Source organism: Paenibacillus lautus (assembly GCF_050482385.1).
Taxonomy (GTDB): domain Bacteria; phylum Bacillota; class Bacilli; order Paenibacillales; family Paenibacillaceae; genus Paenibacillus_AQ; species Paenibacillus_AQ lautus_B.
Map to the genome: position 1 here is coordinate 134,036 of NZ_JBCNHV010000013.1, position 21,629 is coordinate 155,664.

Genomic DNA, 21,629 nt, shown 5'->3' on the forward strand with positions numbered 1-21,629 from the left:
TTTGTATAATCAGCGTTAAACGATATCATGAATGGCTGGAATCCCTATGGATTCCGGCTATTTTTGAATTCCTTATCTCCATTGATCCGCAGGATTTACGTTATCAGTTAACTTGTAACTTGAAAAATCCAAACTAAAAGTTCAATATAAAGATAATTGAATGATAGATAACGATGTTGACTGCCCTAAGGCATGAAACAACGACAACCTTTTGCCTACGGTTCTGCCCTGCGGCAAAGCATAATAGGAGGAAATCATGATGGAGATTGGAGTTAGCTCGTTCGTCGAGACTTGGCCGGATGTGACCACAGGCGAAGTGATGAGCCATGCGCAGCGACTGCGCGAGGTTGTTGAGGAAATCGTCCTGGCTGATCAGGTGGGATTGGATGTGTACGGGGTAGGCGAGCATCACCGTAAGGATTATGCGGCATCTTCGCCGGCGGTCGTGCTCGCTGCGGCTGCGTCGCAGACAAAGTGGATTCGGCTGACGAGTGCGGTTACGGTACTGTCCTCCGCTGATCCGGTGCGGGTGTTTCAGGATTTCGCCACCTTGGATGCCATCTCGAACGGGCGTGCCGAGATTATGGCGGGCAGAGGTTCGTTCATTGAATCGTTCCCGTTATTCGGCTATGATCTGAGCCATTATGATGAGCTGTTCGAGGAGAAGCTGGAGCTGCTGCTCAAAATCCGCGAGTCGGAAAAAGTGACCTGGCAAGGCGGGCATCGTCCGGCGATTCATAACTTAGGCGTCTATCCGCGCCCGGTTCAGAACCCGCTGCCGGTATGGATTGGCAGCGGAGGCAATTCGGAATCGGTCGTGCGCGCAGGCCTGCTCGGTCTGCCGCTAGTATTGGCGATTATCGGCGGGAGTCCCCTGCAGTTCGCACCGCTGGTTAAGCTGTATAAAGAAGCGGCCGCGCATGCGGGTCATGATGTATCGAAGCTGCCAATCGGCTCCCATTCCCATGGATTTATTGCGGAAGATACGGAGATGGCAGCGGACAAGTTCTTCCCATCCACCCAAGCCAGCATGAATGTATTGGGACGGGAGCGGGGTTGGGGATACTATGACCGCGCAAGATTCGATGCGGCTCGGAGCTTCGAAGGTGCGCTCTATGTGGGAGACCCGGAGACGGTCGCCCAAAAAATCATTCACCTGCGCAAGCATGTGGGCATTACCCGCTTCATGCTGCATGTGCCGGTGGGAACGATGCCTCATGATGAAGTCATGCGAGCCATTGAACTGCTGGGAACCGAAGTCGCCCCTCGGGTGCGCAAGGAAATCGACCGCTGGGAAGCGGCTGGTGAACCTGCGGAGTAAGCTGGCAGCACTTTTATTGAGATGAAATTAAATTAAATTAAATTAAATGTAACCTTTTTCCGGACCCTACCGTTTATGACATAAACGGACAAGGTGGGGTACATCTTGCGGGTTGCTAAATATTTTGTGCTGTGGTTCGTATTTATATTGATGTTTACCGGTGCGATCGTAGGTTTGGAGTATATCGAAGGCTATAAGATTGCAACGACGGAATATTATGGCCTTCGTAATATGGGTCTGGTGTTGGTGATCATCCCGATCTTCCTATCCTCGATCCTATATCCGGTGATCGTGCTCCCGTTATCGTGGCTAATCGGCATGATTCGACGGGTTAGAGCTTCCCTCATCCTGTATGCTCTGCTGTATGCCGTGATGTGGGCCGGGGCTGGGGCTTTCCTGTTCTATGAATCCTATGAGGTTCGATTCATACAGGAATATGAGCTCCAGGTCAGCACCGCGATTATTCTGTTCGGGGTGGTCGGCTTGGTCTATGCTTGGATCGAGAGGAGATTATTGCATAGACCCGTTACGACGGTTTGAGGTTCAACAAGAGACCGCTTCAGGGCCTGGATGGCTGCCCTGGCGGTCTCTTGTTTTCATCCTCATCACTCTTAAACTGCAACTCGACGGACTCGCTTGCCGCAGGCAGATCCATGCCTTGTTCCCAGATGAGAATCCGGTCATCCGGCGTCCCCAGATAAAGGGCCTTGATCTGAACGCCTTCACCAAAGCTCTTCTCATAGGCATTTCGCTCTTTAATATCATTGAAGTAGTACATGTTGGATAATCCCATATCCGCAAACTTTTTGGATTTGATAACGGGGCGCTTAGGTGTCATATACAAATTTCCGTCAGCATCCGAGTCGATGCTAGCTTGGTTAACGTTGTAGCCGTCGGTCATCTTCACATGATAGACAATGCGCCCATCCCTCAGTTGGCTGATATCGGATACTTGTATAACACGGGTAGGCACACTGGTGATGTTCCATTTGAACAGGCCCACATACACCAGGAACAGGAGTCCAACCGCTAGGCAAGTGATCCATAAACCTTTGATAAACGAGATCCGTTTGGTCCGCGACCAATGGGCGGCAACTTGCTGCAAACCGGCTCCCTCCTGCATATTTTGCTCGATTGCCTGGGCAGGCAAGGACATAGGGGAGTTCATATGGCTCAGCACCTCCCGGCAATCCGGGCAATTCGATAGGTGCTCTTCCACCAGGGCCTTGGTGTCTGCGCTGCACACATCATCATAGTACAAGGGCAGCAAATCCTGAATAATATCACATGAAACACGGCTCACGGTCGATTCTCCTCCTCGTACAGGCTTTGAATTTTTTGCTTGGCTCGAAAGAATGTGACTCTTGCCCAGCTCTCGGTTTTCCCGAACAGCTGGCTGATTTGGCCAAAAGACAACTCCCCGAACACCCGCAGCGTGAACACCTCTTTATACGGCTCGTCCATCAAGTGCAGAATCTGGTGGATTCGGAAAGCCTCTGCTTTATCGACGGTTTGCCATGCGATATCCAGACCGCTGTTGTGCTCGACCTGCGAGGCCGGCTCATATCGCTTTTGCTTATCAAGATAAGAGAAGTATGTATGTTTAGCGATTTGGCAGAGCCAAACGCTTAGTTTGCATGTACCTTGAAACGAATCGATATGCTTCAGCGCTTTGAAGAACGTCTCCTGTGTGAGTTCTTCCGCAACATGCTCATCTCTGCTAAGCGACAGCAGGAACCGATACACGTCTTGAAAGTGCTGATGGTAGATCTGGTGCAAATCCGTCACCTATTCACCTCCTTGTCTATATGACCGGGCCGTAGCCGATTCGTTACAAGAACTTGAGAAAAAAGTTTCGGCCGGATGATCTACTCATAGCGGATCCCATTCGATGCCGCCTCCATGGCATCCCAGTCCAGAATGCGGATGGTCTGGCCGTTTCGATCCAGGATCCCCTTTTGGGCGAAGGCAAACATCACCCGGTTTAAATGTCGGTGCGTGGTGCCAAGCAAGCTGGCAATCTCCCCGATATGGTCGGTCTTCAGCTCCATCCCGAAGGAAGGATTGGACCCCGGCGACAGGGTGGACATAAGGTAGCTGGCAAACCGGTTCTCGACGGATGCCAACAGATTGACGCGGGAAGCGGTCGTGCACGTCTGAAGCTTGTAGCTCAGGTGATCCAGCAAGGTGGATGTAAAGCGAGCGTTCGTCATTTCATGTTGCTTAATATAGTCAAAGGACAGCCCGATGAACAGGCATTCGTTAACGGCTTCAATCTGGGATTGGACCGGGACGCATCGAATCAATTCAATATCCCCGATGATGGAAAATGGATGGCCAAAGCGCAGAAGAAGCGATTTACCGGTTTCGATGCTGGAGGTCACCTTGATCTTTCCTTGCACGAGGAACAAAAGGGAATTCATGGCGAAGCCTTCATGCAGAATGATCTCGCCAGGCTCGTATTGCTGCAATGTAAAAGGCACAGGCTTGCTCAGATCCAGCATGCTCTCGAATTGAAATTGCTCCAGCTTGGCTCTTAGCAAGAGTGCATCATGAAGTAGTTTCATGGGTCTTTGGGTTGCTCCTTTCTCTCCTGGACAAATGTCCTTCTCATTATACGATCAACTGCTATGATAAGAGCAATGAGAAGATACAGGAGGGCAAGGGCATGAAATTTGTATTCGATCTGGACGGAACGATCTGTTTTAAAGGGCAGCCGGTTTCGAACGAGTTGTTGAAGGCATTGGAGGAGCTGGTGGCGCAAGGGCATGAGGTTATTTTTGCTTCCGCCCGGCCGATTCGCGACTTGCTTCCCGTCCTTCATGAGTGTGTTCATCACTACCCGATGATCGGAGGCAACGGCTCGATGGTAGCGGCAGAGGGAAAGCGGGTCTGCACGGCGGGCTTTGACCGCGAGGTGCTTCCGAGCCTTCTTCAGCTGTTAACAACGTATAACGTGAGCTATTTGATTGATGGAGAATGGGACTATGCCTATACCGGTCCTGGGGACCATCCGATTCTGCTAAATTTGGATCCGCACAAGCTGGCTAAGAACGTGGCGCTCCAGGAGCTGACTTCGGTTGTGAAAATATTGATGCTGACCTCGGACCATATGGCGGAAGTAGAGGAGAGGCTGAGACAGCTGGATGTCGTTGTTCACGTGCATGGTGGGGAAAATGTGCTGGATATCAGCCCTAAGGGGATACATAAATGGAGCGGGCTTCAGCAGTTGGGCGTGAAGGAGGGCGAGTATGTTGCCTTTGGCAACGATGCCAATGATATCACGATGTTCCAGCATGCGCTGCACGCGGTAATGATTGGTGATCATCCGCTGCTGGCACCCTACGCCTCGGAACAACTGCCGCTGGATCGCGATATTGAGCATGCGATTGCGGAACGGCTGCAGGCGCTCGGGCGTCAGTATGCTGCGACAAGTGTGTAGGTTCGATAGGCTCTTTCGGGATATATAGAGTTTCAACATACTTCACGGATCAAGAAACGTAAGACGCACGATATTTCCTATACGATAAATTCGTCCAGCCAACCACCGGCTGGTTTTTTTTATTTGTGTGGATGGGTGTGTGCAGAAGGATAATCCGCAGGCTTCGAGAATATCATGTGGCATAGGCGTGAGGGGAAACGGGAAGGTGTTGATAAAGGGATGTCGACATACGAGTACTATAAAGAGATGTTCGCGGAAATCCCGAGGCCGTTTGCCTTGGTGGATCTGGACATGCTGGATGACAATGCACGAGCGATTTCGCGGGCTGCAGGAGGCAAGAAGGTACGGCTGGCTAGCAAGTCGATTCGCTCCGTGGATGTGCTGCATCGTATCCTGGATTCGGATCCCATGTTTCAAGGGATCATGTGTTATACCGCAACAGAAGCCGTATTTCTGGCAGAACAGGGCTTCGATGATTTGCTGCTTGGCTATCCGCAGTGGCAGTCGGAAGCGGTTCGGTCCATCGTGAATCTGGTTAGCGAAGGCCGCTCGATTACCTTAATGGTGGACAGCGTGGAGCATGTCGAGCACATCGAACAGTTCGCCAAACAACAGAGTACCGTAATGCCGTTATGCATTGATCTGGATATGTCGGTGCATTATCCCGGCCTCCACTTTGGTGTATGGCGATCGCCCGTCCATTCTTGGGAGGGCATGTATCCCATTGTAGAACGGATTATCGGCTCCCCTTGGCTTCGCTTGGATGGCATCATGGGTTACGAGGCGCAGGTGGCAGGCGTGGGTGATCATGCAGCCCGAAAATATGTAAAGAATACCTTGGTCCGGTGGCTGAAGAGCCGCTCCATCATCGAAGCTGCCAAACGGAGGCAGGAAGTTGTGGAGCGGCTTAACGCTCTGGAAATCCGGCTACGCTTCGTCAATGCAGGAGGAACCGGAAGTTTGGACAGCTCCCGGAAGGAGGCGTGGGTAACCGAGATCACCGCCGGATCAGGTTTCTATGCACCGGGTTTGTTCGATCATTACGCCTCGTTCCGTTATAAGCCGGCAGCAGCTTATGCCATAGAGGTGGTGCGCATACCGAAGGCAGGGATCGTGACCTGCATGGGTGGGGGATATACGGCATCGGGAACAGCGGATAAGGATAAGCTGGCGAAGCCCTATTTGCCTGAAGGACTGGAGCTGTTCTCGCTGGAGGGCGCCGGTGAGGTGCAAACGCCGCTGCGCTTGCCTGCTCATGTCCAGCTCGACCTGGGAGATCCGGTATTCTTCCGTCATGCAAAGGCCGGGGAGCTGTGCGAACGGTTCAAGGTGCTGTATGCAGTGTCGCAGGGCCGTATCGTGGGCGAATATGCCACCTACCGTGGAATGGGGGAGTGTTTTCTATGAAGCAGGTCCAATGGTCCAATTGGTCGGGATCAGTACGAGCGAATCCAAGAACGGTGCTGTATCCTGCATCCATACCGGAAGTGGTGAAGATGGTTCAGATGTGCAGGCAGGAGGGCAGACGACTGCGGGTGGTTGGCTCAGGACATTCTTTTACTCCCATTGCGGCATCTGAGGACTGCCTGATCTCCCTGGACGCCATGCAGGGACTGGTCCATGTTAACGCAGCAGCCAAAACAGCTACTGTGTGGGCGGGGACGAAGCTGAAGCTGCTCGGTGAGCTGCTGTTCCAGCATGGGTTAGCACAGGAGAATTTAGGGGATATTGATGTGCAATCCATTGCGGGAGCCATTAGTACGGGGACGCATGGCACGGGCCGGGCATTCGGGAATATATCAACACAAGTTGTTGGATTGACGGTGGTGACCGGCACAGGCGAGGTGCTGGAATGCAGTAGGGAATCGCACCCCGATGGGTTCAAGGCGTTGCAGGTTTCCTTGGGTACACTCGGCATTATCGTGCAAGTGACGTTGAGGCTGGAGCCAGCGTACAAAATCGAATATGAAAGCAGGAGAGTACCACTCGACGAATGCTTGAAGCAGCAGGCTCAATTAGCGGAAGAGAACCGTCATTTCGAATTTTATTGGTTCCCTTATGCGGAGCCGTGCCAGATCAAGCTGATGAATAAGACGGATCAAGAAGTGACAGCACATCGGATCAGGGATTATGTCAGTGAAGTGTTGGTGGAGAATACCCTTTTCGGTCTCATCTCGGAGCTGTGCCGCAAGGTGCCAAAGGCAAGTCCGTATGTCAGCCGTTTCTCGGCGTCGCAGGTTCCGCTGGGGCGTAAAGTGAATTACAGCCATCGTCTGTTTGCGACCCAGCGGCTCGTACGTTTCAACGAAATGGAGTATAACATTCCGGTGGAGTCGATGAATGCGGTTATTGAAGACATGCGGGCAGAGCTGTCCCGCGGTAAGTATCATGTGCATTTCCCCGTGGAATGCCGCTATGCCAAGGGCGATGATATATGGCTAAGCCCCGCTTATGGCCGAGATTCCGCTTACATTGCAATTCATATGTACAAAGGCATGCCGTATGAAGATTACTTCCATGCGATGGAGCACATCTTCCTCCGGTATGGCGGCCGGCCGCATTGGGGAAAAATGCATAATCTCGAGGCTGCTCAATTGAAGGAGCTGTATCCGATGTGGGAAGCATTCCGTGCGGTTCGGGAAGAGCTGGACCCGGATGGCATCCTGCTGAGTGATTATATGGGCAGGCTGTTCGATGTATCCGGGCCCGTCGCCGATTCGTTGGCTAGAGGATAAGATTGCGATCAAAGTGAGGTGAGTTGATGATTTGTAGGTTGTTAAGAGATATCGAGCGAATGACCGGAGGAAGCGGGCTGGAGGCTCGGTTTGAGGAACGTGAGATGGAAGGCGTGTCTATTGATTCGAGAACCATACAACCAGGGAATCTGTTTATTCCGATCATTCGTAACCTAGATGGCCACTACTATGTTGATGAGGCCTTTGCCAAGGGAGCGTCTGCAGCGCTTTGGCAAAAGGATCACCCCCATCCGCCTAGCGATGTTCCCATCATCTATGTAGATGATTGCCTGCTGGCTTTGCAACATCTCGCATCTGCCTATCGTAGCGAACTCGCTGTTAAAGTCATCGGGGTTACAGGCAGTAATGGGAAGACAACGACCAAGGACATGTTAAATGCCGTGCTGGGCACCACATATCAAGTCCATAAGACATTCGGGAATTTGAATAGTCAGATTGGTGTCCCTTTGACTATATTGGATATGGATGAGAGCATGGAAATTGCGGTGATCGAGATGGGTATGAGTGAACGCGGCCAGATCGAGCGTTTATCTCATATAGCCAAGCCGGACATCGCGATCATTACGATGATTGGTGTGTCTCATATGTCGAGCTTGGGATCCCGTGAGGCCATTGCAGAAGCCAAACTCGAAATCATAAGCGGTATACCCGATGGTGGGACGCTCGTTTATAACGGAGACGAACCGCTTCTAACTGCCGAATTAAAGGAACTATCATCATTAAAGTCGATAACAATGGTTAGTTTTGGAGATGGCAAAACGAATGACTATTATGCAGCTTCTATTGAAGGCAGCAGTTCTGACGGTACTTTTTTTACAGTTCATGATTACAAGTTTTACATTCCTCTCATCGGGGTTCATAACATTACCAATGCACTGGCCACGATTGCTGCTGCAGTACATGTAGGGTTAGATCCCGGTACCATAAACGATGGCTTCCGAGCCTTACATCTAACAGGCATGAGAATGGAGAAGATACTGACTCCTAATGGAGTTACCATCATTAATGATGCGTGGAATGCGAGTCCGGTCTCCATGAATGCTGCCATTCAAACGTTCGAGAACTTATCGGGTTATACACACAAGTATGCTGTCTTGGGCGATATGTTGGAGTTGGGTGAGTATGAAGTGGACTATCATAAGGCCGTGGGAAAGATTATTAACCCTGATAAAATAGAGTATGTTTATACGATTGGAGCGCTTGGTCAGCACATTGCAGCTGAGGCAGAGCATAGGTTCCCAGAAGGGCACGTGCAGGCATTTTTGATAAGGAAAAACTGCTCCACATATTGCAGCTGAAGTTGAAGCCAGGTGATGCAATCTTGTTCAAAGGTTCAAGAGGTCTACTGTTGGAGACTGTAATCAACGCATTACTATAGCTCAACCTATATCCATATCTCAATTGCCCTGTCAACCGTGGTACTGGGTGTTCTTTCTTTGCTGTCTATGTTATTGTGGTCATTCTGTGGAGACCTTCACGGCCGCCGACTAAATAAGATGAGAAAGGAAATCCTAAGTAGAAAACGAAAAAGGTGAACTCGCATGAAGTCACGATTCTTCTTCTGTCTGCTGCTTCTAAGCGGCCTCCTCATCTTCGGCCCGATAGGAAGCGCAGCCTACGCACGGCCACAAGACAAGTCTAGAGAGCAGCAGCTCGAGAAGGCCATGCTGCAGCAGCTATACCCGGTTATCCGATCGTCACTTCAGGATATATATCATGAGACTTATCCTTCTTTTGGCTGCGAACGGATTCTATCGATCAACGAGCGGACAACGATGACGGAGGAAGACCATCATGCAAGTCCAGTTGATGCAATGCATGGAGCAAGCTATTTTGAGATCACGGTGGGGTTGTGCAAGGAAAGCGGGGAGAAAATCGAGCTGCGTTTCAAGAATGATACGCCAACGGCGCAGTATTATTTGGACTTGTTCCATGTAAGGTAGATCCTATGCGGGCATGACTGGCCGAGAAAGAATAATTTTAATCATTTTCTGCGAATCACAGGACTTCATCCTATAGTAAAATTAGTCATGATTTGTGATGCTGCTCATTACCGGGCACATGAAGGAGTGAATGACCCATGGCGCATGCAAATGATGTTCTAATGAATCAACTGTTGGCGAATGCGAATGATCCCAGCTGGCATATCCCGTTCCAGCAATCTGTGGAGCATTTGACCGAGGATGAAGCGTTCTGGACACCTGCCAACGATAGTCACAGCATTGTTGAGATCATACAGCATCTGCTGTATTGGAATGAAACGTGGCAGTCCAGGTACCGTGAATCGCGGATAGATGCCGTGTCCTCTATTGGAGACAATCATTTAAGTTTCATCATTCCGGATCACGCGACCTTTGCAGAGTTGAGAGACCGATTGATAGCGGTCTTATTGCAGTGGCAAGAACTGCTCTCAGAGGCCAAGCTTGAGCAGGAAGTGAACGGATTTCCGGAGCCGGCCAAGTGGTGGGAGATCATAAGCAATGCCACCATGCACAATGCCTATCATATCGGCCAGATTGTGTATATTCGGAAGCTGCAGAAGAGCTGCAGAGCGCTGGAATGGTAATCCGCAGTTTTCACGCCAAAAAGTGACCACGATTGGAATGTTTCGAAGTTACTTCTCCCAGGTCTCCAGAGATCTCCCTACTAAAAAAGAAAAATGCATGGATGGAACCCGAATCATTCCTGGGCCCAACCATGCACCTCGATTACAACGCTTCTTTAATTACCCGTTTATAGAACATAACCGATAACAACCCGAATATGGAATACAGCGCAGTATACAGCAGCATAACCATGACCATGGGCAGCCACAGCTCGGTTCCGAAGAAGAACCAGCCGGATTTAACGGCAAAGTAACTGTGAGACAACCCGACGATCAGCGGAATGCCGAAGTTGAACAGCTGCTTGATCTGAATCCCCTTCAGCAGGTTTCCTTGAGTAAAGCCCAGCTTCCGAAGAATGGTATAATTCGGTTTCTCCTCTTCAGCTTCATCCATCTGCTTAAAGTACAGGATGCATCCTGAAGTAATCAAGAAGGTAAGGCCCAGGAATCCCACGATGAACATGATTAAGCCCATGTTGCTCTTCTGGTTGAAGACCATTTCCGTTTGAGAGAGGTTCCCTGTTCGCTCGCTAATGCCGAGGCTCTTAAAGATTTGATTGGCTTGATCAATGGCGATCGGATCTACAATATCGATGCCGTGATAGACATTGGCCTTCTTCTGGATCTTCGGATCCAGATCCTGAACCAGCTTATCAAATACGGTTTGGTCCACAATCGCCGTCGGCAGGCCGCCGCTTGCAAAATAATAGGATACGTAGGCTTCTTTGTCCAAGCCGATTAGCTCCTGCTTAATACTTTGTTTAGGGCTTTTGAATTCAATTTCCCCTGTGGTCTGAATCGCCATAAATTGCTGGATCGCGTCACTGTATCCCGTGAACAGCGTCTCCTCGGGGGAAACATCAATGCCCTCCACGCTGGCATCACTGATGACCGGAATGATCATGGAACTGGAATCCACTTGCCCAGATACCTCCAGGCTGGCCCCGATAATGTCGGCTAAGTCTGCATTTACCTGAATTACGTCCCGTTCGGTCTGCTTAAATTCGATATCTTCATCCGTAAGTGCCTGGATAAAGGCGGAGTAATCCTTCTGGTCCGCAACCGCAAAATGGTTGGGCACGCTCTGCTCGGCTGATTTCTCCGCAGAATAGTATGAGATATAGCTGAGAGACAATAGCCCGATGGCGAGTGCGGACACGGTCGTAATGATGGTCAGCAGCAGCGCATTCGATTTCATGCGGAACATGATGGAGGAGAGGGACAGTACCTCATTCAGGGACAAATAACCGCCCTTACTCTTTCGGATGGCGTTGAACAGAAAGCTGACCGACCCTTTATAGAATAGATAGGTCCCGATGATAACCGATCCCAAGATCAGGATCATGGCCATGAACAGCTCGTTCATGGTGGTAAAATCTCCGCTGAACAGCTTGGTCGACACATAATAACCAAGAAGAGTGAGTCCGATGCCAAGCAGGCCAAACAACATCTCGGCGAAGGACATTTTCTTCACCCGGTTCTCGGTTGTTGATACCGCGTGGAAGAGGGACAGAATGCTTTGTCTCTTGATGAACGTATAATTCATGATCATGATCAGCACATAGATGGCGGCAAACACAATCACGGTCTGGATCATTGCCTCGGTGGAGAAGGTTAGAGCCGCTTCGGTATCAACGCCGGTGACCTTAAACAGAATCATCAAGATCAAGCGCGAACCAGCGAATCCGGCAAAGATGCCGATAACCATCGAGCCAAAATACAGAATCAGGTTCTCCGCGCTAAGGATCCGGAATATCTTGCCCTTGGTTAATCCAATGAGCTGAAACAGACCGATTTCCTTGCTGCGCCGTTTTATGAAAATCGTGTTGGCGTAGAGCAGGAAGATGGCTACGATTGCCACGAGCAGCACCGAGGCGGCACCGAGTCCGGCAGCCCCTTTCACCGAACCCTTCACTTCATCCATGGCCGGATCATATTGCAGCGTGACAAACGCGAAGTACAGACCCACGCTGAAGATGAGCGCAAATACATACAGATAATAATTCTTGATATTCTTCTTCAGATTCCGGTAGATCAGATAATTAATGTTCATTCTGAACACCGCCTAGCACGCCCTGAGTTTTGATGATGTCATTGAAGAAGGCCTGACGGGACTGCTCACCCTTGTTCAGCTGGGTATAGATCTGTCCATCCTTAATGAAGACGACCCGGGTGCAATAGCTGGCGGCCACGGGATCATGGGTAACCATGATGATCGTGGAGTCGATCTTCTGATTTAATTCGCTTAGCTTGTTCAACAGATCGGAAGCGGACTTCGAGTCCAGCGCCCCTGTCGGCTCATCGGCAAAAATAATGCTCGGATCGTGGATGAACGCCCGGGCGGCAGAGGTCCGCTGCTTTTGTCCTCCGGATATTTGGTTCGGATATTTATCCTTGAGTTCGTAGATGCCAAGCTCGGTCGCGATTCTTTGGAACTTCTGATCGGCTTCCTTTTTGGATACCTTCTTAATGGAGAGCGGCAGCAGCACGTTTTCTTTGACGGTCAATGTATCCAGCAGATTGTACTCCTGAAAAATAAATCCCAGATGATGCTTCCGGAACTCTGCCAGCTCCTTCTCCTTAAGGCCCGTAAATTCTTTACCCTCGATTTTGATACTGCCGAGGCTTACTTTATCGATCGAGGACAGCACGTTCAGCAGGGTGGTTTTCCCTGAGCCTGAAGCGCCCATGATGCTGACGAACTCGCCTTTATCCACGCGGATATCGATGCCCTTCAGCACTTCCTGTTTATTGAATTTGTTACCGTAGCTTTTATGAATTTGGTTTGCTTCAAGAATTGCCAATTTCACTCACTCCTTCGTTATCTGTCCCTATCATAAAGGAGTTGCAGCGCCTTTTCCTTCGATTCACCGAACAAAGCGCAAAAGCATGTGACATTGTTGTCACATGCCGGTCATGCTCACAAAATCATTCCGTTTCGGAAAGATCAAGGTAAAGGTGGTGCCGATGCCCGGCTTCGATTCCACCTGAATGCGGATCAACAGGGCATCGGTTACTTTTTGCGTCAGATAGAGCCCCATGCCGGTTGCCGCACTGTCCTGATGCGAGGTGGTTGAGGTGAAGCCTTTGTCGAAAATCCGGGGCATGTCCTTCGGATCAATACCGCGTCCGGAATCCTGGATGGTAAGTCTGACATGATCATCTATAAGATTGCTCTCGATGATGATGTCCGAAGCGCTGCTGTATTTGACCGCGTTGGTCAGTAGCTGGCGGATGATAAAGCCCAGCCATTTCGCATCACTGAGCACTTCCGTTACTTCAAGGGAAACATCAAATCCGATGCCTTTCTGCATGCACCAGGACTTGAGCGCACGTATTTCCTGGAAGATGATCGGCTCAAGCGCGGATACCTCGATCAGCAGATCATTCTGGATAAAGGGGATGCGCTTCTGGTGCAGCTGCTGGTCAAGCAGCAGGTGGATGCGGAGCCACTCATACTGGAGCTGAGCTTTTAACGTCTCGTCTTCCATGCGCTCGATCATCAGCTGCATGGTGGTGAGCGGCGTTTTCACCTCGTGAATCCAGGATAACAGCTCGTCCCTCTCCCCTTGTATCTCCATTAGACGCATGGAGGATTCCTTCTTGAAGCGCTCGGTCTGGAGGGAGAGGATGTCCATGGCAATCGCTTCAAAGGGGTGCTCCGGCTCGCCGATGGCGGCTAAATCGTAGGTGTCATCCCAAGCCTGGAGGCTTTTGTAGAACTTGGTTTCCCGATTGTACCTCACAAACAGAAACACCATGAAGAACAGCGTCGACAGAAACACGATATAAAGGATGGGCAAGAAAGGGATCTGGGAGTCCACGGCGGCTATAAATAGAAACAGCAGCTGCAGAAACAGGAAGAATAGAATCCAGCTTAGTCGTTCCCGAATATAGGCCATCATCATGCATGGGCCTCTTCCGTGGCGATATAACCTTGTCCCACCTTGGTTTCGATGTAAGGGTCAAGGCCTAGGGGCTCCAGCTTCTTGCGCAGCCGATTGACGTTGACCGTTAAGGTATTATCGCTGACAAAATGCTCGTTGTCCCATAAGCTCTTGATCAGATCCTCCCGGCTGACGATCTGATTCTTCCGCTCCATGAGGATTTTCAGAATGAACATTTCATTCTTTGTCAGTTCCGCGGTGCCCTGGGGGCTGCTAATGGTATTTTTACCGAATTCGATGGTGGCTCCGCGCCATGTTCTCAGCTCGGTCCGTTCGGTGTTGTAATTGTATACCCGGCGCAGAGTGGCCTGGATTTTGGCAACCAGGACATCAAAGTGGAACGGCTTCTGAATGAAATCGTCCGCTCCAAGCTGCATGGACATCACCATATCGGTCGGATGATCGCGGGAAGACAAGAAGATAATCGGCACGTTCGAGTGGGACCGAATCATTCGGCACCAATGGAACCCGTCAAACTTCGGCAGCTGAATGTCGATAATGACCAGGTCGGGTTGAACCGCTGTAAATTCCTGAAGTACGGCGCTGAAGTCGTGGACGCCATAAACGTCATATGACCATTGCGAAAGGCGCTCTTGCACTTCATGGAATAGGGTCACGTCGTCTTCGATTAACATAATTTTAAACAAGAGATTCACCACGCTTTATAGGGTTGTTCAAAAGCCCCTTTGCAAACCATCCCGGTGCTAAAAAAGTTGACTGTTGAACTTGCACTTTACTATCCATATTTCATTCCCAGTGTATAGCAAAATGTCGATATGTGCCATCTGTGGGCAGTCATTCTGCGTGTGCGCATGTGACGAGGCTAAAATACCTATTTACAAACATTTCCTCACATCCCCATAATAGAAATGAGCCTATGACTTGGGAGGGGAAAACTATCGTTATGTATAAGAAGTTCAAATGGTTGACTGTACTCGTTGCAGCAGTGCTGGTCGTTATGACAGGATGTCAGGCTGTCGGGGGACTGGATATCAACAAGGCGTTGCTTACCAGTCTCGATGTTAAATCCAGCGAATCCAAGGCAAGTATTCGATTCGAGGTGGTGCCATCAAACAAGGCCCTATCGACTGAAGATAAACAAGCGATTGATCTCATTAATTCATTATCCTTGAATATGGACCATGCCATCGTGCAGGATAGCAAAACGGTATCCATTCAGGGCAGTGTCCAATATTCGGACAAGAAGATTCCGCTTCATATATCGATGGATTCCAAAGGAATGGCGATTCAATTGGAAGGCGCCAAGCAGCCGTTCTATCTATCGATGGATACAACCGTTCCCGGATTACCGGATACCAGTCAGTATGAGCAGGCGATTCAAGATGTCGTGAAGAAGGCGGCAGGGCTTGTGCTGAAGCATTTCCCGAATCCATCGACAATTGCGGTGAAGTCCGCTCAGGAGAAGGTGAACGGGGAAAGCTTGAACCTGACGCATCTTCATATGGAGCTGACGGGTGAGGAAATTCTGAATATGTTCAAACCCTTCGCAGAGAGTTTGCTTAAGGACGAAGCCGGTTTGAAGCAGTTGATAGGCGATGCTTACGATGCTATTTATCCGATGATGACCAGCATCGGCGAGACCTACGGCGAAGATGTGGAGCTCCTGCCGCAAGAGTCTAAGGAAGAAGCCGTCGCTTCGCTTTACGAAATGGTTCATGGCGGATTGAGCGAGCTGATGGTGAATTACGATGAACAGAAGAAACAATTATTAGAGGAGATTCCTGGATCCGAAACGGTCTTCGGCAAGGATACAATACTCAAGCTGGACTATTTCTTCGATGAGCAGCTGAATACACGCAAGAGTGCGCTGGAATTGAACGTCGCACTTCCTGCTTCGGAGGAACTGCCGCTGAAGTCCTTTAAGGTTTATTCTGAGAGTGAAGTATGGAACATCGGTGGCGCGGTCAAAGCCAATCAGGTAGACACGTCCAAGGGCGTGCTCGACGTCCTGAACGGGACGGTGACGCCAGGCCAAGTGCTGCGGAACTTTGAGAAGGATTCCCTTATCTATAACGTGTTGAAGGATGATCTGAAGATCACGCACAAATCGATGTTTCTTAGTCCCGTAATCGATGATTATGGATATGGTGTAATGAAGAAGAACAATCAGAGCTTCGTTCCGCTTCGTTACCTTACAGACCAGTTGGATGCCGAAGTGAAGTGGACCAAAGGCTCGAAGAAAATTAAAGTCATCAATGATCTGACAGGGGAAGAAATCGTGTTGACCGTAGGCTCCAAAACAGCCAGTGTCGGCGGTAAAAACGTGACGCTGCAGGAAGCTCCATTCGTTCATAGCAACGGATCTACCTACGTCCCACTCCGGTTTATGGCAGAAGCGCTCGGCGCAACGCTTCATCTGGAGGGCGACGGCTGGATTATGGTTAAACGTGATTAACGAGTATTGTTATTGATAACGGAGCAGGCCTAGGCCTATCCCTGTTATGAAACATATAGGATTGAAAGTAGAGCGGGGCTGTTTCCTATCATCTTGGGATGATGGGAAACAGCCCTTTTGTCATTACTTCCTTCATCGCGCCAACTGTACCGGTACAATTGGCGTTATTTCAAATCGTCAGGAAGTCCTTCCTACCGTAAGATAAGTAGCAAATGCACCAACCTCCTGGTTGGACTCAAATAGAGAAGATGAAGGAGATATACTTATTATGAATACGCCGAATACAAGCCGTGCTTATGCCGCCGCGTTGGGATATACATTCATCATTGGTTTTTCGTTTATGTTTGTGAAGCTGGCGCTGATCGTCTCTAACCCGCTGGACACATTGGCCCACCGGTTCACTATTTCGTTCATTGCCGCATCGCTTGCACTCCTCATCGCCCGTAGAAAGGTTCCGTTGGATCTGAGACGGCTGCTGACCATCGTGCCGTTGGCGATATTCTACCCGTTCCTGTTCTTTACGCTGCAAACCTTTGGTTTGGTCTACACCTCTTCGGCCGAGGCGGGGATCATCCACGCAACGGTACCGATCTTTACGATGGTCCTGGCTTCGCTGCTATTGAAGGAACGCTCCAGTTGGACACAGAAGCTGTTTACCGTGTTGTCGGTGACAGGGATCATTTCTATATTCGTGCTGAAGGGCGTTTCCTTCGAGACATCGAGTACGCTCGGGATTGTGCTAATTCTGCTGTCGGCGCTGTCCAACGCGATTTACAGCGTTATGGCCCGTAAGCTGACGCAGAAGCAGCCGGTACTTGATATAACGTTCATTATGTCGCTGATTGGATTCGTGCTGTTTAACCTGATGTCGGTCGTTCAGCATGCAGCGCAAGGGACGCTTGCCCATTATTTTGACCCGTTCCTGCATCCGTCCTTCGTGTGGGCGGTTCTGTATCTCGGAGTCTTGTCCTCCCTGGGAACATCGCTGCTGTCCAACTTTGCCTTGTCCCAGATCGAGGCGTCCCGGATGGGCATCTTTAACAATCTGGCTACCGTGGTCACCATTTTTGGAGGTGTTGCCTTCTTGAATGAACAGCTGGCTTACTATCATGTCATCGGGGCAGCGCTTGTCATAATCGGCGTGATCGGGACCAGCCTTGCAGGGAGGTCTGCGAGTTCTAAGCGGAAACCGCGCAGGCGGAACGAATCCAAACCTGCTTAATTAAGTGTAGTAAAGAACTCCTTCGGTTAGACCCCAGAAGAAATGGGCTTGAGATATTAGGCATTACCTAATAAAATAAGGTGTGAGCTAATATTTGAATGGAACGGGAGGGGTACCCTTTGCTCGAATGGATGCTACGTAATGTAATGGCGGAGAGAGGGATATGGTCGGGAGCGGCTTTGGCGCGGCTGATGAAAGAGAAGGCGAATTACAGCTTATCAGCTGCTTCCATTAGTGCATTGCTGACGAACCAGCCCAGGCAGATGAAGGCAGAGACGTTAGATGCCCTTTGCACAACCTTAGAGTGTACTCCAGGTGACTTATGGATGCATACGCCTCCTTCTAGAACTAAGGGGGCTTAAGTGAATGACGGTAAAAGCTATTGTCCCATTCGGCGATTCGATCTTGCGAAAGACCGCCCGGCCAGTCGATTCCGTAAATGCCAGAGTATTGAAGATTTTGGATGATATGGCGGAGACGCTGTATGACGGTGAAGGGCGAGCTGGTCTTGCCGCACCACAAATCGGTATATTACGAAGGCTTATTGTCATGGACTGCGGAGAAGGATTGATCGAGCTGATTAATCCAGAAATCGTAGAGATGGACGGGGAACAGATGGGCCCTGAGGCTTGCCTCTCTTATCCGGGGTATTACGGATATGTGAAGAGAGCCAATAAGGTTAAGGTCAAGACATTGAATCGTCAAGGCGAGACGGTGGTTTTGGAAGGCGAAGATTATCTGGCCAGATGTATGCAGCACGAGATTGATCACCTGAACGGCATATTGTTTGTGGATCATGTTCGGGATAGATGGTTGTATCATGAGGAGACCCATCAACGCATCGAGCTGTTTCCTGTCATTGGGTTATCCAATACAGGCGCATAACGGGCATGGAGAGTCTCTTATAAGAAAAGAAATAGAACGGCCGGATTTCTTATGTCCGGCCGTTTTTTGTATATCGTTCATGGCTTAAATAAGATTTTGAATGTAGAAGGTTGACGGAACAGAATTCCCGTGATATTATTATCTTAAATTAAAGATGTTTTAAATCGAAATAATAATTTGAGAAGGTTGGGCAAACACTTTCTAAATATAAGAGACGGAGGAATTAATCATGAACGGATTAAAAGGAATTCACCACGTAACAGCCATTACGAGCAGTGCCGAGAAGAACTACGAGTTTTTCACCTATGTGCTCGGCATGCGGCTCGTGAAGAAAACAGTTAATCAGGACGATATTCAGACATACCACCTGTTCTTTGCGGATGACAAGGGAAGTGCCGGCACAGATATGACCTTCTTCGATTTTCCGGGGATTCCGCAGGGCAGACATGGCACAGACGAGATTTACAAAACTTCGTTCCGTGTTCCTAACGATGCAGCGCTCGAATATTGGGTTAAGCGATTTGACCGGATGGATGTGAAGCATCAAGGCATTCAAGAGTTGTTTGGCAAAAAGATTCTCGCCTTTGTTGATTTTGACGATCAGCAGTATCAGCTCATCTCCGATGAGAACAACGAGGGTGTGGCTTCAGGAACTCCTTGGCAGAAGGGACCGATTCCGCTGGAGCATGCGATTACAGGACTCGGCCCGGTGTTTGTACGGGTGTCCAACTTCGATCATTTCAAGGAAATGATGGAGAAAGTGCTCGAATTCGAGGAAATCGGCAAGGAAGGTTCGCTTCATCTGTTTGAGGTTGGTGAAGGTGGCAATGGCGCACAGGTGGTTGTCGAGTACAACGCCGTGCTTCCAAGAGCTCAGCAGGGCTTCGGTACCGTACACCACGCGGCCTTCCGGGTAGAGGACCGCTCGGTGCTGGAACATTGGATCAAGCGTCTGGACGACTTCCAGTTCCATACGTCGGGCTTTGTAGACCGCTATTTCTTCCAGTCCCTGTATGCACGAGTGGCACCGCAAATTCTGTTTGAGTTCGCAACCGACGGTCCGGGTTTCATGGGGGATGAGCCATATGAAACGCTGGGCGAGAAGTTGTCCCTGCCTCCGTTTCTGGAGCCAAAGCGCGAACAGATCGAGAGTATGGTTCGTCCAATTGACACCGTGCGCAGCACGAAGGAATTCGTGAAGGAATAATGTAACGAATTTTAAGACGCAATCCGGCTGTTTAGGACATAGCCGGATTGCTTTTTTTGTACAGCGAAAAGCATGATTACCTTCATTCCATAACATTCGAACCAAAATCGATCAGAAGAATTATCCTTTAATGCACACATTCACCGATTAAGTACATCAATTCTGGTTTAAATACAAATACTGTATAGGAATGGATGACTTAATAGCCTGAGGTGGAGCATATGAAAGGGAGTTTATTCAAGAACATCGTGTTTACGGTTTCGGCCGTCATCATTGCCATTCTTGCTATTCTCGGGGCTGCTATGCCCGGAGCTTTCGGGGAAGTGGCAGGGTATTTGTACAGATTCACGACGAATACGTTCGGCTGGTTCTATCTGCTCTCGATCTTTGTGATTATTATATTTCTGATCTGGGTGGCAACCAGTAAATACGGCACGATTCGTCTTGGAGGAGATAAGGAGAAGCCCGAGTATCCGTTCTTCACCTGGATCGGAATGCTGTTCTCTGCGGGATTTGGTGTAGGGCTGGTGTTTTGGGGCGTGGCTGAACCCATGAGCCATTTTTTTAAGACACCGTTCGGAGGCGTCGAAGCACTAGGTGTGGACGCGGCACGTGTGGCTATGGGTTATTCTTTTTTTCATTGGGGGATTAGTCAGTGGTCCGTGTTTGCCCTTGTCGGACTTGTCATTGCCTTTCTTCAGTTCCGTAAGCAGAAGGATGGGCTGGTTTCTACAGCGCTGGAGCCTGTCACCGGCTCAAAGCGTGGTGTGAAGAATACGATTGATATCCTCGCGGTGATTGCAACGGTCATGGGCATCGCGACTTCCATTGGACTTGGCGTTCTGCAGATGAGTGGTGGTTTGAACACGATGATGGGAGTGAACAATGGTGTAGGGTTGCAGTTAATGATGTTGGGGCTTATTTTTGTCGCTTATATGATCTCGTCGACAACGGGGCTGGATAAAGGGATTAAATACCTAAGCAACCTGAACCTCGCTATGGCGCTCATTTTTTTATTGTTTGTGTTTGTTAGTGGTCCCACCGTGTTCATCTTGGAGACCTTTACATTGGCGCTGGGCGATTACATTACGAATTTCGTATCGTACAGCCTGCGGCTTCAACCCTACGCAGAGGGCACGTGGGTACGGGAATGGACGATCTTTTACTGGGCTTGGGCGATTGCTTGGTCCCCGTATGTCGGAGCTTTCGTGGCGAGGGTGTCCAAGGGAAGAACGATTCGTGAATTCATTGTGGGCGTGATGGTCGTACCGCCGGTCATTGCCTGTCTGTGGATCGCGGTATTCGGCGGGACGGCGATCTGGTTTGATCTGCACAAGAGCACCGGGATTGCCGCAGCCGTTAATGCGGATGTGACATCGGCCCTGTTTCAGCTCTTTAACCAATTGCCTCTCTCTATGGTCATGAATGTGCTGGCGATTTTACTTATTCTGACGTTCCTGGTGACATCAGCGGACTCAGCAACCTACATCTTATCCAGCATGACTACCTATGGCAGCCTGAACCCTCCTCACATTGCAAAAATCGTATGGGGCACGCTCATGGCAGCGATAGCAGGTGTGCTGCTGTATGCAGGCGGGCTGGAAGCCTTGCAGACAGCTTCATTGATAGCGGCATTGCCGTTTACGGTGCTGCTGCTGTTGTTGATCATTGCCGTGGTGAAGCTGCTGCGCCGCGAGCCGATTCCCATTCGGAAGGCTGATCTGAAACGGTTCCGCCGTCTGGAGGAGGCGGCCAACCGGGGGAAGAAGTGAAGGCAAATGGCGCGAGGAGTTTATTACCTGCGCGATAAAGAGGGCATCCATGCGGG

The 21,629-nt window shown here is 49.9% G+C and carries 20 protein-coding genes and 1 pseudogene; 14 read left to right on the plus strand and 7 right to left on the minus strand.

Features of this window, described 5'->3' with window-relative positions; translation table 11 throughout:
- The first annotated feature begins 259 nt into the window (after positions 1-259).
- Positions 260-1,321 (plus strand): LLM class flavin-dependent oxidoreductase, encoded by a 1,062-nt coding sequence (locus tag ABEW73_RS17210; RefSeq protein ID WP_379413332.1) that lies wholly within the window; start codon positions 260-262, stop codon positions 1,319-1,321.
- A gap of 105 nt (positions 1,322-1,426) precedes the next feature.
- The gene (locus ABEW73_RS17215) at positions 1,427-1,861 is read left to right on the plus strand and encodes a hypothetical protein (RefSeq protein ID WP_430166509.1); all 435 of its coding nucleotides are present in this window, start codon (positions 1,427-1,429) and stop codon (positions 1,859-1,861) included.
- Positions 1,862-1,880: 19 nt separating this feature from the next.
- On the opposite strand, the gene ABEW73_RS17220 is transcribed toward ABEW73_RS17215, so the two are convergent.
- From ABEW73_RS17220 to ABEW73_RS17230, 3 genes are all read right to left on the minus strand, one after another.
- A complete protein-coding gene (locus ABEW73_RS17220; protein WP_430166511.1) occupies positions 1,881-2,624 on the minus strand; it encodes a zf-HC2 domain-containing protein in 744 nt (247 codons plus the stop codon).
- The gene (locus ABEW73_RS17225) at positions 2,621-3,109 is read right to left on the minus strand and encodes an RNA polymerase sigma factor (protein ID WP_430166513.1); all 489 of its coding nucleotides are present in this window, start codon (positions 3,107-3,109) and stop codon (positions 2,621-2,623) included. Before ABEW73_RS17225 ends, ABEW73_RS17220 begins: the two co-directional genes overlap by 4 nt.
- 80 nt (positions 3,110-3,189) lie before the next feature.
- Positions 3,190-3,888: a Crp/Fnr family transcriptional regulator gene (locus ABEW73_RS17230; protein WP_430166515.1), complete on the minus strand. Its 699-nt coding sequence runs from the start codon at positions 3,886-3,888 to the stop codon at positions 3,190-3,192.
- A 101-nt stretch (positions 3,889-3,989) separates the two neighbouring features.
- On the opposite strand from ABEW73_RS17230, the gene ABEW73_RS17235 reads away from it, so the two are divergent.
- From ABEW73_RS17235 to ABEW73_RS17260, 6 genes and pseudogenes are all read left to right on the plus strand, one after another.
- Complete coding sequence (locus tag ABEW73_RS17235) at positions 3,990-4,763, plus strand: HAD-IIB family hydrolase (RefSeq protein WP_430166517.1); 774 nt, start codon at positions 3,990-3,992, stop codon at positions 4,761-4,763.
- 219 nt (positions 4,764-4,982) lie between these two features.
- Positions 4,983-6,170, plus strand: coding sequence for an amino acid deaminase/aldolase (locus ABEW73_RS17240; RefSeq protein ID WP_430166519.1), 1,188 nt, complete (start codon positions 4,983-4,985; stop codon positions 6,168-6,170).
- Positions 6,167-7,498, plus strand: a complete 1,332-nt coding sequence (locus ABEW73_RS17245; protein ID WP_430166521.1) for a D-arabinono-1,4-lactone oxidase — start codon at positions 6,167-6,169, stop codon at positions 7,496-7,498. The genes ABEW73_RS17240 and ABEW73_RS17245 overlap by 4 nt, the downstream gene beginning before the upstream one ends.
- Positions 7,499-7,524: 26 nt before the next feature.
- A pseudogene (locus ABEW73_RS17250) lies at positions 7,525-8,897 on the plus strand (UDP-N-acetylmuramoyl-tripeptide--D-alanyl-D-alanine ligase).
- A gap of 163 nt (positions 8,898-9,060) precedes the next feature.
- Positions 9,061-9,462 (plus strand): hypothetical protein, encoded by a 402-nt coding sequence (locus tag ABEW73_RS17255; protein WP_430166523.1) that lies wholly within the window; start codon positions 9,061-9,063, stop codon positions 9,460-9,462.
- 137 nt (positions 9,463-9,599) lie between these two features.
- Positions 9,600-10,085 (plus strand): DinB family protein, encoded by a 486-nt coding sequence (locus tag ABEW73_RS17260; RefSeq protein ID WP_430166525.1) that lies wholly within the window; start codon positions 9,600-9,602, stop codon positions 10,083-10,085.
- A gap of 142 nt (positions 10,086-10,227) precedes the next feature.
- Here ABEW73_RS17260 and ABEW73_RS17265 read toward each other — a convergent pair whose 3' ends face one another.
- The 4 genes from ABEW73_RS17265 to ABEW73_RS17280 all read right to left on the minus strand — a co-directional run bounded on the left by ABEW73_RS17265 (position 10,228) and on the right by ABEW73_RS17280 (position 14,718).
- The gene (locus tag ABEW73_RS17265; protein ID WP_430166527.1) at positions 10,228-12,177 is read right to left on the minus strand and encodes an FtsX-like permease family protein; all 1,950 of its coding nucleotides are present in this window, start codon (positions 12,175-12,177) and stop codon (positions 10,228-10,230) included.
- A complete protein-coding gene (locus ABEW73_RS17270) occupies positions 12,167-12,928 on the minus strand; it encodes an ABC transporter ATP-binding protein (RefSeq protein WP_009591195.1) in 762 nt (253 codons plus the stop codon). Before ABEW73_RS17270 ends, ABEW73_RS17265 begins: the two co-directional genes overlap by 11 nt.
- Positions 12,929-13,027: 99 nt before the next feature.
- A complete protein-coding gene (locus ABEW73_RS17275; protein WP_430166529.1) occupies positions 13,028-14,032 on the minus strand; it encodes a sensor histidine kinase in 1,005 nt (334 codons plus the stop codon).
- Positions 14,029-14,718 carry a response regulator gene (locus ABEW73_RS17280; RefSeq protein ID WP_430166531.1) on the minus strand — a complete coding sequence of 230 codons (690 nt, stop codon included), beginning with the start codon at positions 14,716-14,718 and terminating at the stop codon, positions 14,029-14,031. Before ABEW73_RS17280 ends, ABEW73_RS17275 begins: the two co-directional genes overlap by 4 nt.
- Positions 14,719-14,975: 257 nt before the next feature.
- Here ABEW73_RS17280 and ABEW73_RS17285 point away from each other — a divergent pair, with 257 nt between their 5' ends.
- From ABEW73_RS17285 to ABEW73_RS17310, 6 genes are all read left to right on the plus strand, one after another.
- Positions 14,976-16,487 carry a copper amine oxidase N-terminal domain-containing protein gene (locus tag ABEW73_RS17285; protein ID WP_430166533.1) on the plus strand — a complete coding sequence of 504 codons (1,512 nt, stop codon included), beginning with the start codon at positions 14,976-14,978 and terminating at the stop codon, positions 16,485-16,487.
- 268 nt (positions 16,488-16,755) lie between these two features.
- Entirely contained in the window at positions 16,756-17,709 is a 954-nt protein-coding gene (locus ABEW73_RS17290; protein ID WP_430166534.1) for a DMT family transporter, read from the plus strand.
- A gap of 119 nt (positions 17,710-17,828) precedes the next feature.
- On the plus strand, positions 17,829-18,071 hold the full coding sequence (locus ABEW73_RS17295) for a helix-turn-helix domain-containing protein (RefSeq protein ID WP_430166536.1): 243 nt from the start codon (positions 17,829-17,831) through the stop codon (positions 18,069-18,071).
- A gap of 4 nt (positions 18,072-18,075) precedes the next feature.
- Positions 18,076-18,594 (plus strand): peptide deformylase, encoded by a 519-nt coding sequence (def, locus tag ABEW73_RS17300; RefSeq protein ID WP_430166538.1) that lies wholly within the window; start codon positions 18,076-18,078, stop codon positions 18,592-18,594.
- Positions 18,595-18,823: 229 nt separating this feature from the next.
- The gene (locus ABEW73_RS17305; RefSeq protein ID WP_430166539.1) at positions 18,824-19,801 is read left to right on the plus strand and encodes a ring-cleaving dioxygenase; all 978 of its coding nucleotides are present in this window, start codon (positions 18,824-18,826) and stop codon (positions 19,799-19,801) included.
- Positions 19,802-20,022: 221 nt separating this feature from the next.
- On the plus strand, positions 20,023-21,573 hold the full coding sequence (locus tag ABEW73_RS17310) for a BCCT family transporter (protein WP_430166541.1): 1,551 nt from the start codon (positions 20,023-20,025) through the stop codon (positions 21,571-21,573).
- The last annotated feature ends 56 nt before the right edge of the window (positions 21,574-21,629 follow it).

What these genes read in the sequence shown, in the direction of transcription:
- ABEW73_RS17210 (WP_379413332.1), top strand. Translation starts at nt 260, where the DNA reads ATGGAGATTGGAGTTAGCTCGTTCGTCGAGACTTGGCCGGATGTGACC.
- ABEW73_RS17230 (WP_430166515.1), bottom strand. Translation starts at nt 3,888, where the DNA reads ATGAAACTACTTCATGATGCACTCTTGCTAAGAGCCAAGCTGGAGCAA.
- ABEW73_RS17235 (WP_430166517.1), top strand. Translation starts at nt 3,990, where the DNA reads ATGAAATTTGTATTCGATCTGGACGGAACGATCTGTTTTAAAGGGCAG.
- ABEW73_RS17240 (WP_430166519.1), top strand. Translation starts at nt 4,983, where the DNA reads ATGTCGACATACGAGTACTATAAAGAGATGTTCGCGGAAATCCCGAGG.
- ABEW73_RS17245 (WP_430166521.1), top strand. Translation starts at nt 6,167, where the DNA reads ATGAAGCAGGTCCAATGGTCCAATTGGTCGGGATCAGTACGAGCGAAT.
- ABEW73_RS17255 (WP_430166523.1), top strand. Translation starts at nt 9,061, where the DNA reads ATGAAGTCACGATTCTTCTTCTGTCTGCTGCTTCTAAGCGGCCTCCTC.
- ABEW73_RS17260 (WP_430166525.1), top strand. Translation starts at nt 9,600, where the DNA reads ATGGCGCATGCAAATGATGTTCTAATGAATCAACTGTTGGCGAATGCG.
- ABEW73_RS17265 (WP_430166527.1), bottom strand. Translation starts at nt 12,177, where the DNA reads ATGAACATTAATTATCTGATCTACCGGAATCTGAAGAAGAATATCAAG.
- ABEW73_RS17275 (WP_430166529.1), bottom strand. Translation starts at nt 14,032, where the DNA reads ATGATGATGGCCTATATTCGGGAACGACTAAGCTGGATTCTATTCTTC.
- ABEW73_RS17285 (WP_430166533.1), top strand. Translation starts at nt 14,976, where the DNA reads ATGTATAAGAAGTTCAAATGGTTGACTGTACTCGTTGCAGCAGTGCTG.
- ABEW73_RS17290 (WP_430166534.1), top strand. Translation starts at nt 16,756, where the DNA reads ATGAATACGCCGAATACAAGCCGTGCTTATGCCGCCGCGTTGGGATAT.
- def (WP_430166538.1), top strand. Translation starts at nt 18,076, where the DNA reads ATGACGGTAAAAGCTATTGTCCCATTCGGCGATTCGATCTTGCGAAAG.
- ABEW73_RS17305 (WP_430166539.1), top strand. Translation starts at nt 18,824, where the DNA reads ATGAACGGATTAAAAGGAATTCACCACGTAACAGCCATTACGAGCAGT.
- ABEW73_RS17310 (WP_430166541.1), top strand. Translation starts at nt 20,023, where the DNA reads ATGAAAGGGAGTTTATTCAAGAACATCGTGTTTACGGTTTCGGCCGTC.